Genomic DNA, 14913 nt, shown 5'->3' with positions numbered 1-14913 from the left:
GTTGGTCAAGGACTGCCTGATCCAAGGCAGTTCTTCGGCGGAAATATATTTTAGTCTTGAAGTATATTCGGGCCGCGCTAAGGTGACCCCTGCGGGCAAATGGGGAAAGGTCTGGTCATGAAGATTGCTGTGCTGGGCGGCGGGCCTGCCGGTCTGTATTTCGCCATCTCGATGAAGCTTCGCGACAGCGGCCATGACATCACCCTGTACGAACGCAACCGCGCCGACGACACCTTTGGCTGGGGGGTCGTGCTGTCGGATGAAACCATGTCGAATTTCGGCGGCAACGACCCGGTCAGCGAAAAGGCGATCCGCGACAGCTTTGCCTATTGGGACGACGTGAAAACCGTGCGCGGCGATGAACAGATGACCTCGGGCGGGCACGGGTTCTGCGGCATCGGGCGCAAAAAGATGCTGCTGCTGTTGCAGGACCGCGCGCGGGATCTGGGCGTCAGGCTGGAATTTCAGGCCGAACTGTCGCCCGAACGCATCGCCGGGCTGAAGGATGAATTCGATCTGGTCGTCGCCGCAGACGGGCTGAATTCACGGACGCGGGCGATCTATCAGGACCGGTTCCAGCCGCAGACCGAACTGGGGCGCAACCATTTCGTCTGGCTGGGCACGCGGCAGAAATTCGACGACGCCTTCACCTTTATCTTCGAGCGGACCGAGCATGGCTGGATCTGGGCCCATGCCTATCAGTTCGACGATGACACCGCGACCTTCATCGTGGAATGCGGGCCTGAGACCTATCGCGCCTTCGGCTTTGATACGCTGAGCCAGCAGGACAGCGTGGCGCTGTGCGAGACGATCTTTGCCCGCCATCTGGGGGGCCATCCGCTGATGACCAATGCGGGCCATATCCGCGGCTCGGCCTGGATCCGGTTCCCGCGCGTGACCTGCGAAAATTGGTATTTCGACAATGTGGTGCTGCTGGGCGATGCCTCGGCCACGGCGCATTTCTCGATCGGTTCGGGGACCAAGCTGGGCATGGAAAGCGCCATCGCGCTGGCCGATCAGCTGCATTCGGGCAAGCCGCTGGCGCAGGCGCTGCAACGCTATCAGGACGACCGCAAGCTGCAGGTGATGCGCGTCACCTCGGCTGCGCGAAATTCGACCCAGTGGTTCGAGGAAATCGACCGCCATCTGGATCTGGACCTGATGCAGTTCACCTATGCCCTGCTGACCCGGTCGCAGCGCATCAGCCATGAAAACCTGCGGCTGCGCGATCCCGACTGGCTGGCCGCCGCCGAGCGGTGGTTTCAGGCGCAGGCGGGCAGCAATTCGACCCGCCGCCCGATGTTCGCCCCCTTTGCGCTGCGCGACATGGTGCTGGCGAACCGGATCGTCGTCTCGCCCATGGCGCAATACAAGGCCCAGGACGGGATGCCCACCGACTGGCATTTCGTCCATTACGCCGAACGCGCCAAGGGCGGCGCCGGGCTGGTCTTTACCGAGATGCTATGCGTCAGCCCCGACGGGCGGATCACGCCGGGCTGTCCCTGCATCGGCCCGGATCAGGTGCCCGCATGGCGCCGCCTGACCGAATTCGTGCATGCCGAAACCCCGGCCAGGATCTGCGCGCAGATCGGCCATGCCGGGCGCAAGGGCGCCACCCGTCTGGCATGGGAGGGGATGGACAAACCGCTGGAGCAGGGCGGCTGGCCGCTGATCTCGGCCTCGGCCATTCCGCTTGCGCCGGGCAATGCGGTGCCGCGCGCGATGGACCCCGGCGATATGGACCGGGTCTGCGCGCAGTTCGTTGAGGCCACGCAGGCCGCCGATGCGGCAGGTTTCGACATGATCGAGATGCATGCCGCCCATGGCTATCTGCTGGCCTCGTTCATCTCTCCGGTGACGAACCGGCGGACGGACGATTATGGCGGCTCGCTGGACAACCGGATGCGGTTCCCGCTGCGGGTCTTTGCGGCGATGCGCGCGGCATGGCCTGCGGCCAAGCCGATGACGGTGCGCATCTCGGCCCATGACTGGATGGGTGACGATGGCGTGACCCCGGACGAGGCCGTGCGCATCGCGGCGATGCTGCGCGATGCGGGGGCGGATGCGATCAACGTGTCATCCGGCCAGACCGACAAGGCCGAACAGCCGGTCTATGGGCGGATGTTTCAGGTGCCCTTCGCGGACCGGGTCCGCAACGAGGTCGGCCTGCCCACGCTGGTCGCGGGCAATATCTATGAGGCCGATCACGTCAATTCGATCCTGATGGCGGGGCGGGCCGATCTGGTGCTGCTGGCGCGTCCGCATCTGGCCGATCCCTATTGGACGCTGCATGCCGCCGTGGATCTGGGCGACGCCGATCAGGACTGGCCCAAACCCTATGAGGGCGGGCGCCGTCAGGCCCTGACACTGGCCGAACGCGCGCGGACGCCCGCATGATGCTGGCGGGCAGGACCGCCTTTGTGACCGGCGGCGGCAGCGGCGCGGGGGCGGCCATCGCGCGGGCCTTGGCCGATGCGGGGGCGCAGGTGGTGATCTGCGGGCGCAGGCAGGAACCCCTGCAGGACGTCGCCCGCCATCCGGGCATCCGCGCCGTGCTGTGCGACATCACCGACGAGCCCGCCATCGCTGCCGCCATCGCCGGGGCCGCGCCCGATATCGTCATCGCCAATGCCGGGGCATCCGCCAGCGCGCCGTTCGAACGGACCGAGCTGGACGCCTTTCGCCGGATGATCGATGTGAACCTGACCGGCACCTTCCTGACCCTGCGCGAGGGTGCGCGGGCCTTGCGCGGCAAGGGCTGGGGACGGCTGATCGCCATCGCCTCGACCGCCGGGCTGAAGGGTTATCCCTATGTCGCGCCCTATGCGGCGGCCAAGCATGGGGTGGTGGGGCTGGTGCGGTCCGTCGCCCCGGAACTGGCGCGCAAGGGCATCACCGTCAACGCCGTCTGCCCCGGTTTTCTGGACAGCGAAATGACCGACAGATCCATCGCCGGCATCGTCGAGGCCACCGGGCGCAGCGCGGCGGACGCCCGCGCCGCGCTGGAGGCGATGAACCCCATGCGCCGCCTTGTCCCCCCCGAGGACGTGGCCCGCACCGTGTTATGGCTGTGCGGCCCCGGATCGGACATGATCACCGGTCAGGCCATCGCCGTCGCGGGCGGCGAGATCTGATCGCTGCGCCCCCGCCATTATTTTTCCAGTCGAGACGAAAGACCCTGCCATGACCTCACCCACGCCCCATATGTTCCTGCAACCCGATGGCTGGATGCCCGCCCGGGGCTATGCCAACGGGATGATGGCGCAGGGTCGGATCGTCGTCACCGGCGGGCTGATCGGCTGGAACGCGCGGCAGGAATGGGATCACCTGGACATGCTGGGCCAGTTCCGGCAGACGCTGATCAATATCGTCGCGGTTCTGGATCAGGCGGGCGCGCGGCCCGACCATCTGGTCCGGCTGACGTGGTACATCACCGACAAACAGGAATATCTGGCCAATCAGCGCGGCTTTGGCACCGCCTATCGCGAGGTGATCGGACGCCATTTTCCCGCCATGGCCGTGGTTCAGGTGACCGCCCTGATGGAAGACGCCGCCAGGATCGAGATCGAGGCGACCGCCGTCATCCCCGACTGACGGCAACCTGCCCGATCCTTCAACCTGTCGGTTTCTGTGGCACGGTACCATCGCACCGCCCCAATGGAATCGCGCTTTGCCTCGGGCTGTGAAACTTGATACACGAAATAAAACGACGATGCGGGGAAAGACCGACCATGGATGTGCACGCCCGGCACCAGATCACCGATGACCATCTGGCCCGGCAGCGGCTGCGCATGTGGCTGCAGATGCTGAAGGCCACCCGCCATGTCGAAGGCGCGCTGCGCGAACGGCTGCGGGCGCAGTACGACACCACTCTGCCGCGCTTTGACGTTCTGGCCGCGCTGCACGCCGCCCCCGATGGCATGAAGATGAGCGAGCTGTCCCAGTATCTGGTCGTCTCGAACGGCAATGTCACCGGGGTCGTGGACCGGCTGGTGGCCGACGGTCTGGCCGAACGCCAGACGGTCGAGGCCGACCGCCGCGCCTTTCTGGTGCGCATCACCCCAGAAGGTCAGGCGCTGATGACCGAGATGGTGGCCGAACATCTGCGCTGGATCGACGAATTGCTGGAAAACGTGGCCGAGGTCGATGCGGCGCGCGGCATCTCGATCATGCTGGACATCCGCCACAAGCGGTGATCCCTGCCCGGGGCGCGGGCAGGGTGGGGGGCGTCAAAGCAGCCCGGTGTCCTTGGCCACGCGACGATAGCCCGCGCCCGCCGTAAAGCCGCCATCGATGACGATATCCTCGCCGGTGATGAACCGCGACGCGTCGGATGCCAGAAACAGCACCAGCTGCGCGACCTCTTCGGCCTCGCCGGGGCGGGCCATCGGGGTCATGGCGATCATCGGTCCCAGATGCGCGGAATTGCGGTTCAGATCGGTCACGATCAGGCCGGGACAGATGGCGTTGACGCGGATGCGATCCTCGGCCAGCTCCATCGCCGCCGTGCGGGTCAGCCCGCGCAGCGCCCATTTCGACGCGGTATAGGCCGGGTCGTAATGCCCCGAAAACCCGCTATTGGACGAGATGTTGATGATGCTGCCCCCGCCCGAGGCCGCCATCACCGGCGCGGCGGTCTTGATGCCCAGAAAGGCGCCGGTCGCGTTCACATCCATCACCTGCCGCCATTCCTCGACCGACATGGCGCGGATGATCTTGCGGTTGATAATCCCCGCATTGTTCACAAGGATATCCAGCCGCCCGGTCCGGTCGCGCGCCAGATCGACCGCTTGCGCCCAATCGGCGGACCGGGTCACGTCCAGCGGCTGGAACACCGCGCCGTGGCCCGCCGCCGTCAGTCGGTCGGCCAGCGCCCGGCCTTCATCCGCCAGCACGTCGCAGATCACGACAAAGGCGCCTGCGGTGGCCAGCAATTCGGCCTCGACCGCGCCCTGACCGCGGGCGCCGCCGGTGACGATGGCGGTGCGGCCCGACAGATCGGTCAGCGCATCCCGCAGCCTGTCCATCGCGCCGCTCATGCGGGAACCATGCGCTGGCGCTGCTGGCCCAGACCGGTGGCGCCAAGCGTCACCACCTGACCCGCGCGCAGGAAGGTGGGCGGTGTCATGCCCAGACCCACACCCGGAGGCGTGCCGGTGGCGATGATGTCACCCGGCTCCAGCGTCATGAACTGCGACACGTACCAGACCAGATGCGCCACGCCAAAGATCATCGTGCGGGTGTTGCCGGTCTGGCGGCGTTCGCCGTCAACCTCCAGCCACAGATCGATATTCTGGACATCCGCGATCTCGTCTTTGGTGACCAGCCAGGGGCCGGTCGGGCCGAAGGTGTCGTGGCTTTTGCCCTTGGTCCATTGGCCGCCCCGTTCGGACTGAAAGCGACGCTCGGACACGTCATTGATCAGGACATAGCCCGCGACGTGATCCAGCGCCGCATCCTTGTCCAGATATTTTGCGCGGGTGCCGATGACGATGCCCAGCTCGACCTCCCAATCGGTGCGGTCCGATCCGCGGGGGATCTGCACATCGTCGTCGGGGCCGCTGAAGGCGCTGGTGGCCTTGGAAAACAGCACCGGCTCGGTCGGGGGTTCCTTGCCGGTCTCACGGGCGTGATCGGCATAGTTCAGGCCGATGCACAGAAACTTGCCCGGACGCGCGACCGGGGCGCCGATGCGCGGGGTGCCCGGCACCAGCGGCAGGCTGGCGGGATCGATCGCCGCCAGATGCGACAGGGTGGCGGGCGACAGGGCGGCGCCGTCGATCTCGGGCAGCAGGCCCGACAGATCGCGCAGCGCGCCATCACCGTCCAGCATGCCGGGGCGTTCGGCGCCCGGCGGACCATAGCGAAGCAGTTTCATCGTTCGTCCTTTCCGCGCCTCAGGCGCGACGATAGCCGGCCAGCGCCGCATCGGGCACCTCGGGAAGGTTCGTGACCAGATTGTCGGGCGTACGGCAGGTCAGCCAGACCAGGTCGTCAGTCGTGCTCATGTTCACCTCGACATGCGGCATGAAGGGCGGGACAAAGACAAAATCGCCTTCGAACATGTCGATGAATTCGGCGTAATCGTCGCCGAAATAGATCCGCCCATGGCCCGACAGCACATAGCCGCCGGTTTCCGAATGCGCATGGTGATGGGGCGGTGATCGGTGGCCCGGCGCATTGCTGACCCGCCCGAACCACAGGTTCTGTGCGGGCGTGTGCTGCGGGCTGACACCCGACTGGCGCACGCAATCGCCCGATTGCAGCGTCGCGCCATCCAGCGCATTGCCCCGCGTCACCACGGGCACGATCTTGTCGGTCATCTGGATTGCCTCCCCTGCAGATGGGCGCGGATGGGGCCGCGCTGGCCGAACTGTGGCAGTGTTTATTTTAGACTTCAAGCAATTCCTGAGGGCGGGGCCGGATCAGGCCAGCAGCGCGCGGATCATCGGATGGTCGGGATCGGCGAGCCCGTCGATGATGTCGAAATGATGCCGGTCGGGTTCCTCGACCACCGCTGTCGCCGCCCCCAGCCCCCGCCAGATATTGGCCAGCAGCGCGTTCTGGCGCAGAAACTCGGACGTCTCGCGCGCGCCTGCCCAGCAGGTCAGCCGCGTTCCGGGCAGCGGTTCCAGCAGGGCCGGGCTTTCGGACAGGGCCTCGGCCGCGTCGATCGACAGGGTCGCCTGCCGCCATGTGGCGCGCAGCGGGCGCAGATCATGCAGGCCGGAAATCGACATCACCCCCGCGATCCGGTCCCGCAACCCAGCCCCGAGCGGCGAGGTCGCGCTGACCATCCGCGTAACCAGATGCCCGCCCGCCGAATGCCCGGCCAGCCGCAGCGGGCCTGCCACCATCGCGGCGGCGGCGGTGATGGCCGCGCCGGTTTCCGTCGTAATGCCCGCGATGCGGATCTGTGGGCACAGCGTGTATTCCGGGATCGCCACCGCATAGCCATGCGCCAGCGGCCCCGCCGCCAGATGCGACCAGAAGCTGCGATCCAGCGCCATCCAGAACCCGCCATGGACAAAGACGACCAGCCCTTTGGGCGTCCCCTTGGGCAGGAACAGATCCAGCCGGTTGCGCGCGCCGGGACCATAGGCCAGATCCAGCCGCGCCCGCCCCTGGGCCATCATCGCCTGCCGAAAATCCCGCGCCGGTTCGATCCACCGCCCCGGCCATGAGGCCCCGTCGGGAATCGCGGGGGCATTGTCATAGGCGGCGTCCCAATCCGTGATCGGGGGGAACATCAGGACGCACCCCCGCTGGCCGAGGGTGGCTGCTTCAGGCGGAACCGCTGGATCTTGCCGCTTTCCGTCCGGGGCAAAGCGGCTGCGAAGATGACCGAGCGGGGGTATTTATAGGGCGCGATGGTGCGCTTGACGAAATCCTGCAGCTCGACGGCTTTGGCGGCATCGGCGGAAACGCCGGGGCGCAGCACGATATGGGCCTGCACGATGATGCCCCGTGCCTCGTCCGCCGCGCCGATCACGGCGCATTCGGCCACGTCATCATGCGCCAGCAGGGCCGATTCCACCTCGGGGGCGGCGATGTTATAGCCCGACGACACGATCATATCGTCCGAGCGTGCCGAAAAATGGAAATACCCGTCCTGATCCTGCACGAAGGTGTCGCCGGGCAGGTTCCAGCCGTCGCGCACATAGGCGGTCTGGCGGTCGTCATCCAGATAGCGGCAGCCGACCGGACCGCGCACCGCCAGATGACCGGGGGTGCCGCGCGGCACCTCGGTCATCGTGTCGTCGACGATCTTGGCCTGATAGCCGGTCAGCGGCCTGCCGGTCACGCCGGGGCGGGCATCGCCAAGCCGGTTCGACAGATAGATGTGCAGCATCTCGGTTCCGCCGATGCCGTCCAGCAGCGGCAGACCGGTGCGCGCCAGCCAGGCGTCAAAGACCGGCGCGGGCAGGGTTTCCCCCGCCGAGACGGCGCAGCGCAGGGATGACAGATCGGCGCCTTCTTCCATCGCGGCCAGCATGGCGCGATAGGCGGTGGGGGCGGTAAAGCAGATCGTGGCGCGATGCGACTGGATGATGCCGATCATCTCGGCGGGCGAGGCGCGTTCCAGAAGCACCGCCGAGGCGCCAAAGCGCAGCGGAAAGATCGCCAGCCCCCCCAGCCCAAAGGTAAAGGCCAAGGGCGGAGAGCCGACGAAGATATCGTCCGGCTGCACGTCCAGAACCTCTCGTGCATAGCCGTCGGCGATGATCATCAGGTCGCGGTGGAAATGCATGGTCGCCTTGGGCACCCCGGTCGAGCCCGAGGTGAAGCCCAGCAGCGCCACGTCGTCGCGCCCGGTCTCGACCCAGAATGGGCCGGCGGGCTTGGCCATCGCGGCGCGGTCCAGATCGCCATCCAGCGCGGCAGTGCCATCAAAGCCGACGATCCGTGTCAGATGGGCGCTTTCGGCCATGCAGGCCTGCATCTCGTCCAGCATCCGCATGTCGCACAAGGCCAGGGTGATCTGCGCTTTTTCGGTATGCTGCAGCAGTTCCTTTTTGCGCAGCATCGGCATGGTGTTGACCACCACCGCCCCCGCCTTGGTCGCGCCAAGCCAGCAGGCGACCAGCGCGGGGGTATTGGGCGCGCGGATCAGGATGCGGTTGCCGGGGCGGATGCCATGATCCTCGACCAGCACGCGGGCGATGCGGCTGGTCCAGTCGGCCAGCTCGGCATAGGTGCGGCTGCGTCCCTGACCGATCAGCGCGATCCGGTCGCCAAAGCCGCGTTCGACCATGCGGTCGGTCAGCTCGACCGCCGCATTCAGCGTCTCGGGGTAATCGAACCCGTCAAGCAGAAAGACCGGCTGGCGGTCTGGCGGCGGCAGGTTGTCGCGGCAGAACGTATCCGTATGGGTGGTCAGACCGAGCATGGATGGCTTTCCCCGTATGGCGAGTGATGTCATTCGTTTTAAGCCTTGATATTTCAGGCCTATAATATGTGCGCGTGATCCGGCCCCTTGACGGGGCGGGCTGGCGTCAGACCTGCAGAAAGCGGGTCTTGACCTCGGGCGTGGCGATCAGGTCGGCGGTGCTGCCGGTCCAGACGACGCGGCCTTTTTCGATGACGACATGCCGGTCGGCCAGCCGCGACAGGGCGTCGATGTTCTTGTCGATGACCAGGATCGCCTCGCCCTCGTCCTTGAGATGGCGCAGGCAGGACCAGATCTCGTCCCGGATCAGCGGGGCCAGCCCCTCGGTCGCCTCGTCCAGCACGATCAGCGCCGGGTTGGTCATCAGCGCGCGGCCCACGGCCAGCATCTGCTGTTCACCGCCCGACAGCTGATCGCCCATGTTGCGGCGGCGTTCGCGTAGCCGGGGGAACAGGCCATAGACCTTGTCCAGCGTCCATTTGGCGTGGCCGCGCCTGCGGGCGGTGGCGATCAGGTTTTCCTCGACCGACAGGGGGGCAAAGATCTGCCGCCCCTCGGGGACCAGCCCCAGCCCGGCGCGCGCCACCAGATGCGGCGAGGCCGCCGTCAGGTCGCGTCCGTTCACCGACACCCGGCCCCCCTGCGGGCGCAGCAGGCCAAAGATCGACCGCACCGTGGTCGTCTTGCCCATGCCGTTGCGGCCCAGCAGGGTCACCACCTCGCCCTGCGCGACGCTCAGATCGATGCCGAACAGCACCCGGCTGTCGCCATAGGATGCCTGCAAGCCTTCGACGGTCAGCATGGCGCGGTCTCCTCTTCGCCCAGATAGGCGGCGCGCACCTGCGGGTCGGCGCGCACCGATGCGGGATCGCCGCTGGCCACGATCTGGCCATAGACCAGCACGGACACGCAATCGGCCAGTGCAAAGACCGCATCCATGTCATGTTCGATCAGCATCATCGTCACCCGGGGTTTCAGCCGCCGGAACAGCGTGACCAGTTCGGCGGCCTCTTCATGCCCGGTTCCGGCCAGAGGCTCGTCCAGCAGCAGCAGGCGCGGCTCGGTCGCCAGCGCCACGGCCATTTCAAGCTGGCGCTTTTCGCCATGGCTCAGCGATCCTGCCAGCCGGTCGGCGCGGCCCGACAGGCCGACATCCTCCAGACATTCCATCGCCCGGTCGTTCAGCGCGCGTTCCGCCGCCGCGGGCCGAAAGAACCGAAAGGACGACCCGGCCCGCGCCTGTACGGCCAAAGCCACATTGTCCAGCGCGCTGAAGCCGGGCAGCAGGGTCGTCAGCTGGAACGACCGCGCCAGCCCCCGACCCACCCGTGCTGCCATATCAAGGCCGGTGATGTCGGCCCCCGCATAGATCACCCGCCCGCTGTCAGGGCGCAACTGGCCCGACAGCTGTGCGATCAGCGTCGTCTTGCCCGCGCCATTGGGGCCGATGATGGCGTGGATCTGATGCTCGTGCACGTCCAGCGACACATCCTGCGTCACCTTCAGCGCGCCGTAAGCCTTGTTCAGGTTCTGCACCTGCAGCAGCGGTCCGGTCATGACTTGTCCCTGCCCATGGTCATGCGTGCCAGCAACCCCGAAAGCCCGCCGGGCGAAAACAACGCCACCCCCACCAGGATCAGGCCGAAGGCCAGCCGCCAATGTTCGGACCAGCGGGCCAGTCCCTCTTCCAGCGCGACGGTGACCAGCGCGCCGGTCAGGGCGCCGGTCAGGCTGCCGACCCCGCCAAGCACCAGCATCACGATCAGCTCTCCTGCCCGGTGCCAGCCCATATAGGCCGGAGAGACATAGATCGCCTGATTGGCCAGCAGCACCCCCGCCACCGAACAGAGGCAGGCCGCGATGACATAGGCGGTCAGCTGATAGGGAAAGGCCCGGAACCCGATCGCCTGCATCCGCAGCGCGTTTTCCCGCGTCCCGGTCAGCACCCGCCCGAACCGCGACAGGGTTAGCCGATACAGGCCCGCAAAGACCAGAACCAGCAGGATCAGCGTGGTATAGAACAGCCCCTGCGCCGATTGCAGCAAGGGCAGGCCCAGCAGGGTCGACCGCCCCGCCAGCGCCACCCCGTCATCGCCGCCCAGGGCCGAAAAGGACACGAAGAAGAAATAGGCCATCTGCCCGAAAGCCAGCGTGATCATGATGAAATAGACCCCGCGCGTGCGCAGCGAGATGGCGCCCGTCACGACCGCGAACAGCGCCGAGACCGCCATCCCGGCGACGATCTGGACCATCAGATCGTCGATGCCCGCCCGCGACAGGATCGCCACCGCATAGGCGCCGAACCCCAGATAGGCGGCATGGCCAAAGGACACCATCGCGCCATAGCCCAGGATCAGATCCAGCGACAAAGCGGCGATGGCAAAGATCATCATGCGCGTGGCGATGACGATCAGGAACGGCTCTCCGATCGCTGTGGCCAGCGGCGGGACCACGGCCATGACCGCGAATATCGCGAGGGCAATCTTCAGCCGACCGGCCAGACGGCTGCGGGGGGCGGACAGGGCGGGGGCGATGTCGGTCATCGCGCCACGCTCCGCCCGAACAGGCCAGCGGGGCGCCAGAACAACACCGCCGCCATCAGGATATAGACCAGCATCGGCGCGATGGTGCGCCCGGCCTGAGCGGCAGCCGACGGCTCCATCACCGCATTCAGCAGGATCGGGCCGAACATGCGGCCAAGCGTGTCGGTGATGCCGACCAGAAGGGCTGCGAAAAAGGCGCCCTTGACCGATCCGACGCCGCCGATGACGATCACCACAAAGGTCAGGATCAGGATGCTGTCACCCATGCCCGGATCGACCGACAGGATCGGCGACACGATCGCCCCGGCAAAGCCCGCCAGCATCGCGCCCATGGCAAAGACCAGCATGAACAGCGCGTTGATATTGACCCCGAGGGCCGACACCATCGCCCGGTTGGCCGCCCCCGCCCGCAGCAGCATGCCGACCCGGGTCCGCGCGATCACGAACCACAGGCCAAGCGCGACCCCCAGCCCGACCGCGATCACCGCGATCCGATAGACGGGATAGCGCATCGGCCCGGCCAGCGGCACCGATCCCGACAGCATCTCGGGCAGCGGCACCGACAGGGGGGCCGAGCCCCACAGGATCTTGACCAGTTCCGTCAAGACCAGCACCAGACCAAAGGTCGCCAGCACCTGATCCAGATGCGACCGGTCATAGAGGCGGCGAAAGACCAGCACCTCCAGCACCAGCCCCACGGCCAGCGTGACGGGCAGGACCAAGGCCAGCGACAGCCAGAAATGGCCGGTGACCCCGATCATCATCGCCATCACATAGCCGCCGACCATATACAGCACGCCATGCGCCAGATTGATGAAATCCATGATGCCAAAGACCAGCGTCAGGCCGGCGGCGACCAGAAACAGCAGGATGCCAAACTGGGCGCCATTCAGCAGTTGCAGCAGGAAAAGGTTAAACATTCCGTATCCTCGTCAGGGCGACGCCCCGGTCACCCGCACGGGGGCAGGGACCGGGGCGGGGACGATCAGTCCAGCGGGCACTGGGCCACGTAAGGGTCGGCTGCGGCGGTAAAGACCTTTTCCACGACCGAGGTGCGATAGAACCCTTCGTCATCCTTGATCGCCTCTGTCAGGTAGAAATCCTGAATGGGGAAATTGTTGGACGAAAAGGCGAAGCTGCCGCGCAGGCTGTCGAAATCGGCGGCCTTCAGCGCCGCGCGCAGGGCGTCGCGGTCCTCGGTCCCGGCGGCGGCGACGGCGCTGTCGATCAGCATCATCGCGTCATAGCCGCCCACCGCATAAAGCGACGGCACCCGCCCGTAATCGGTCTTGAAGGCGGTGACGAATTCCGCATTGCCGGGCGTGTCCAGATCGGGCGCCCAGTTCGACCCGGTCAGCATGCCAAGGGCCGCGTCCTGTTCGGCGGGCAGTGTGGTTTCGTCCACGGTAAAGGCCGACATCATCGGAATGCCCGACAGCCCCGCCTGCGACCATTGCCGCACCAGATTGACGCCCATGCCGCCCGGCATGAAGGTATAGACCGCCTGCGGCCCCGCCGCCGCGATCTGCGCCAGTTCACCCGAGAAATCCAGCTGGCCCAAGGGGACATACAACTCGCCCAGAACCTGACCTTTGAACAGCGACTTGAAGCCGTTCAGACTGTCCTGTCCGGCCTGATAATTGGGGGCCAGCAGATAGGCGGTCTCGATCCCCTCGCGGTTCATGTGTTCGGCCAGAACCTGCGGCATCTGGTCGTTCTGATAGGACACGACAAAGATGTCGGGGTTGCACTCGGCGCCCGCGAAACTGGATGGTCCGGCATTCGGCGACACCAGAATGCCGCCTGCCGAGGTCACGGGGGCGGCAATCGCGGTCATGATGTTGGAAAAGATCGGGCCGATGACGAAATCGACGCCTTGCCCCTCGACCAGTTCGCGGGCCTTCTGGGCGGCGATGTCGGGCTTGCCCTCGTCATCGACGACGATAATCTGGGCCTCGCGCCCGCCGATTTTCCCCTCCAGCATCTTTTCGGCCAGAAGGATGCCGTCGCGGGCATGTTCGCCCAACACCGCAGGCGGGCCGGACAGGGTCAGAAGAACGCCGATCCTGACGGGATCATCCGCCAGGGCCATGGTGGCGGTGGTCAGCAGAAGGCTGGTCGAAAGGGCCAGTTTGCGCATCGAAAGGGGCTCCTGTTGGGGGTCTGACCTTGTCCGGATCAGTTCTCAACAGTTTCATACATAAAACTTCTGCCACGCAAGAAAAATTGTCGCACCCCAAGCAGAATGTTCGGATCTTGCGGCGATCGACGGAAAAGCTTGCCGAGGACTGCCCGAACGACAAGCAGCACCTGCTGCGGAGCATCCCATCAATTTCAGGCTTAAATCAAACCTGCCGCGATTGGCGGCGATCCTGTGCCATGCGGGACGGCAGTTGGCCAAAGCGCTGCCGGAAATCCGCCGCGAACAGACCCATGTGATTGAACCCGCAGCGCAGGGCCAGACCGGTCAGCCCGTCACCGCCGACGCGCCCGGCCGCGATCTCGTCCCGCGCGCGGTCCAGACGCATGGATTTCAGCGCCAGCAGCGGTGTCGTCGCCCGGTGGGTGCGAAAGACCCGGTGCAGGCTGCGCAGGCTGGTGCCCGCGGCCTCGGCGATCCGGGCGGGCGTCAGGTCGAGATCAAGATGCGCCGCCATGAACCCCTCGGCCCGGCGCAGGGACAGGGGCAGCGGCCCGACAGGGCGCGCCGGATCGGGGGCTTCTGTTTGCAGAAACGCCCCGATCAACAGGATCAATGCCTGTTCCAGACGCAGATCGGCCTCGGGGTGGGGGGTGCCTGCGCCGACCTCGGCCAGCAGGAAATCCAGCAGGCGCAGCAGCCGCGCGGCCCCCTGACCGGTCAGCGGCATGGCGGGCCGGTCGCGGGCCACGCGCGAGAACAGGGCGCGCCCGCCGATGGCCTCCAGCTGCGGGGCGCACAGATCCACGATCAGCATCCGGGTGTCGGGGCGGAAATCCAGCTGGATCTCGCTGTCGGGACCGACGATCTGCGCGGCGCGGCCTTCGGCGAACTGCATCTGTCCCCCATACCGGTCGGTGGCCGAAAACGCCCCCCGCAGCGGGATCTGCAGCAGCGAGATGCCCTTTTCCGCCGAGACCCGGACCTGCGCCTCGCCGCCAAGGGATACGGTGGTCAGCCCCACCTGTCCCAGCCTGCCATGCAGCACCTCGGTGCGATAGCGGGTGCGCGCGCGGCCCTGAACCTTGCAGGGGCGCAGCAGGCCCGACATGGTCATCGCGAATTCGTCCAGCGAATCCGACCGGCGCCACAGCGGTGCGTGATCCATCCCCGACTCCTTGTAGGTCAGCCAACCGATGCGGCGAAACCTAGGTGTTCCATCCCGGATGATCACATAGACCCTCGCCGGACCGCGTTCTTCGTGGCAAGATCGATCCTGGCCGAGTTTCGGGACGGGAGGCGAGGATGCTGATCTCTCTTCACAAGCAGGCATCGACGAC

At 66.4% G+C, this 14913-nt stretch carries 15 protein-coding genes; 4 read left to right on the top strand and 11 right to left on the bottom strand.

The window, feature by feature from the left end; translation table 11 throughout:
* Nucleotides 1-117: 117 nt before the first annotated feature.
* The 4 genes from EG885_RS16840 (at nt 118) to EG885_RS16825 (ending at nt 4196) form a co-directional block, all read left to right on the top strand.
* Nucleotides 118-2397: a bifunctional salicylyl-CoA 5-hydroxylase/oxidoreductase gene (locus tag EG885_RS16840; RefSeq protein WP_131576791.1), complete on the top strand. Its 2280-nt coding sequence runs from the start codon at nt 118-120 to the stop codon at nt 2395-2397.
* Nucleotides 2394-3134: an SDR family NAD(P)-dependent oxidoreductase gene (locus EG885_RS16835; protein ID WP_131576789.1), complete on the top strand. Its 741-nt coding sequence runs from the start codon at nt 2394-2396 to the stop codon at nt 3132-3134. Before EG885_RS16840 ends, EG885_RS16835 begins: the two co-directional genes overlap by 4 nt.
* A 49-nt stretch (nt 3135-3183) precedes the next feature.
* Nucleotides 3184-3594 carry a RidA family protein gene (locus EG885_RS16830; RefSeq protein ID WP_131576787.1) on the top strand — a complete coding sequence of 137 codons (411 nt, stop codon included), beginning with the start codon at nt 3184-3186 and terminating at the stop codon, nt 3592-3594.
* A 137-nt stretch (nt 3595-3731) separates the two neighbouring features.
* Nucleotides 3732-4196 (top strand): MarR family winged helix-turn-helix transcriptional regulator, encoded by a 465-nt coding sequence (locus tag EG885_RS16825; protein ID WP_131576785.1) that lies wholly within the window; start codon nt 3732-3734, stop codon nt 4194-4196.
* 33 nt (nt 4197-4229) lie between these two features.
* Here EG885_RS16825 and EG885_RS16820 read toward each other — a convergent pair whose 3' ends face one another.
* From EG885_RS16820 to EG885_RS16770, 11 genes are all read right to left on the bottom strand, one after another.
* Nucleotides 4230-5039: an SDR family NAD(P)-dependent oxidoreductase gene (locus EG885_RS16820; protein WP_131576783.1), complete on the bottom strand. Its 810-nt coding sequence runs from the start codon at nt 5037-5039 to the stop codon at nt 4230-4232.
* Nucleotides 5036-5878 (bottom strand): fumarylacetoacetate hydrolase family protein, encoded by an 843-nt coding sequence (locus tag EG885_RS16815; protein WP_131576781.1) that lies wholly within the window; start codon nt 5876-5878, stop codon nt 5036-5038. The genes EG885_RS16820 and EG885_RS16815 overlap by 4 nt, the downstream gene beginning before the upstream one ends.
* A 19-nt stretch (nt 5879-5897) precedes the next feature.
* Nucleotides 5898-6323 carry a cupin domain-containing protein gene (locus EG885_RS16810; protein ID WP_131576779.1) on the bottom strand — a complete coding sequence of 142 codons (426 nt, stop codon included), beginning with the start codon at nt 6321-6323 and terminating at the stop codon, nt 5898-5900.
* A gap of 102 nt (nt 6324-6425) precedes the next feature.
* Nucleotides 6426-7250: an alpha/beta hydrolase gene (locus EG885_RS16805; RefSeq protein ID WP_131576777.1), complete on the bottom strand. Its 825-nt coding sequence runs from the start codon at nt 7248-7250 to the stop codon at nt 6426-6428.
* Nucleotides 7250-8890 carry an AMP-binding protein gene (locus tag EG885_RS16800; protein WP_131576775.1) on the bottom strand — a complete coding sequence of 547 codons (1641 nt, stop codon included), beginning with the start codon at nt 8888-8890 and terminating at the stop codon, nt 7250-7252. Before EG885_RS16800 ends, EG885_RS16805 begins: the two co-directional genes overlap by 1 nt.
* A 106-nt stretch (nt 8891-8996) precedes the next feature.
* The gene (locus EG885_RS16795; RefSeq protein WP_131576772.1) at nt 8997-9692 is read right to left on the bottom strand and encodes an ABC transporter ATP-binding protein; all 696 of its coding nucleotides are present in this window, start codon (nt 9690-9692) and stop codon (nt 8997-8999) included.
* A complete protein-coding gene (locus tag EG885_RS16790) occupies nt 9686-10447 on the bottom strand; it encodes an ABC transporter ATP-binding protein (protein WP_131576769.1) in 762 nt (253 codons plus the stop codon). The genes EG885_RS16795 and EG885_RS16790 overlap by 7 nt, the downstream gene beginning before the upstream one ends.
* Nucleotides 10444-11433, bottom strand: a complete 990-nt coding sequence (locus EG885_RS16785; protein WP_131576766.1) for a branched-chain amino acid ABC transporter permease — start codon at nt 11431-11433, stop codon at nt 10444-10446. The genes EG885_RS16790 and EG885_RS16785 overlap by 4 nt, the downstream gene beginning before the upstream one ends.
* Nucleotides 11430-12353, bottom strand: a complete 924-nt coding sequence (locus EG885_RS16780; RefSeq protein ID WP_131576763.1) for a branched-chain amino acid ABC transporter permease — start codon at nt 12351-12353, stop codon at nt 11430-11432. Before EG885_RS16780 ends, EG885_RS16785 begins: the two co-directional genes overlap by 4 nt.
* Nucleotides 12354-12418: 65 nt before the next feature.
* Nucleotides 12419-13573: an ABC transporter substrate-binding protein gene (locus EG885_RS16775; RefSeq protein WP_131576760.1), complete on the bottom strand. Its 1155-nt coding sequence runs from the start codon at nt 13571-13573 to the stop codon at nt 12419-12421.
* A 205-nt stretch (nt 13574-13778) separates the two neighbouring features.
* Nucleotides 13779-14741, bottom strand: coding sequence for an AraC family transcriptional regulator (locus EG885_RS16770; protein WP_165571178.1), 963 nt, complete (start codon nt 14739-14741; stop codon nt 13779-13781).
* Between the last annotated feature and the right edge of the window lie 172 nt (nt 14742-14913).

The sequence above is a fragment of the Paracoccus nototheniae genome (assembly GCF_004335005.1).
Lineage (GTDB): Bacteria > Pseudomonadota > Alphaproteobacteria > Rhodobacterales > Rhodobacteraceae > Paracoccus > Paracoccus nototheniae.
This window is presented reverse-complemented; position numbering and strand designations above follow the sequence as displayed.

Bases quoted from the DNA above. Each gene is read 5' to 3' on its own strand.
- EG885_RS16840 (WP_131576791.1), top strand. From the start codon at position 118: ATGAAGATTGCTGTGCTGGGCGGCGGGCCTGCCGGTCTGTATTTCGCC.
- EG885_RS16835 (WP_131576789.1), top strand. From the start codon at position 2,394: ATGATGCTGGCGGGCAGGACCGCCTTTGTGACCGGCGGCGGCAGCGGC.
- EG885_RS16830 (WP_131576787.1), top strand. From the start codon at position 3,184: ATGACCTCACCCACGCCCCATATGTTCCTGCAACCCGATGGCTGGATG.
- EG885_RS16825 (WP_131576785.1), top strand. From the start codon at position 3,732: ATGGATGTGCACGCCCGGCACCAGATCACCGATGACCATCTGGCCCGG.
- EG885_RS16820 (WP_131576783.1), bottom strand. From the start codon at position 5,039: ATGAGCGGCGCGATGGACAGGCTGCGGGATGCGCTGACCGATCTGTCG.
- EG885_RS16815 (WP_131576781.1), bottom strand. From the start codon at position 5,878: ATGAAACTGCTTCGCTATGGTCCGCCGGGCGCCGAACGCCCCGGCATG.
- EG885_RS16810 (WP_131576779.1), bottom strand. From the start codon at position 6,323: ATGACCGACAAGATCGTGCCCGTGGTGACGCGGGGCAATGCGCTGGAT.
- EG885_RS16805 (WP_131576777.1), bottom strand. From the start codon at position 7,250: ATGTTCCCCCCGATCACGGATTGGGACGCCGCCTATGACAATGCCCCC.
- EG885_RS16800 (WP_131576775.1), bottom strand. From the start codon at position 8,890: ATGCTCGGTCTGACCACCCATACGGATACGTTCTGCCGCGACAACCTG.
- EG885_RS16795 (WP_131576772.1), bottom strand. From the start codon at position 9,692: ATGCTGACCGTCGAAGGCTTGCAGGCATCCTATGGCGACAGCCGGGTG.
- EG885_RS16790 (WP_131576769.1), bottom strand. From the start codon at position 10,447: ATGACCGGACCGCTGCTGCAGGTGCAGAACCTGAACAAGGCTTACGGC.
- EG885_RS16785 (WP_131576766.1), bottom strand. From the start codon at position 11,433: ATGACCGACATCGCCCCCGCCCTGTCCGCCCCCCGCAGCCGTCTGGCC.
- EG885_RS16780 (WP_131576763.1), bottom strand. From the start codon at position 12,353: ATGTTTAACCTTTTCCTGCTGCAACTGCTGAATGGCGCCCAGTTTGGC.
- EG885_RS16775 (WP_131576760.1), bottom strand. From the start codon at position 13,573: ATGCGCAAACTGGCCCTTTCGACCAGCCTTCTGCTGACCACCGCCACC.
- EG885_RS16770 (WP_165571178.1), bottom strand. From the start codon at position 14,741: ATGGATCACGCACCGCTGTGGCGCCGGTCGGATTCGCTGGACGAATTC.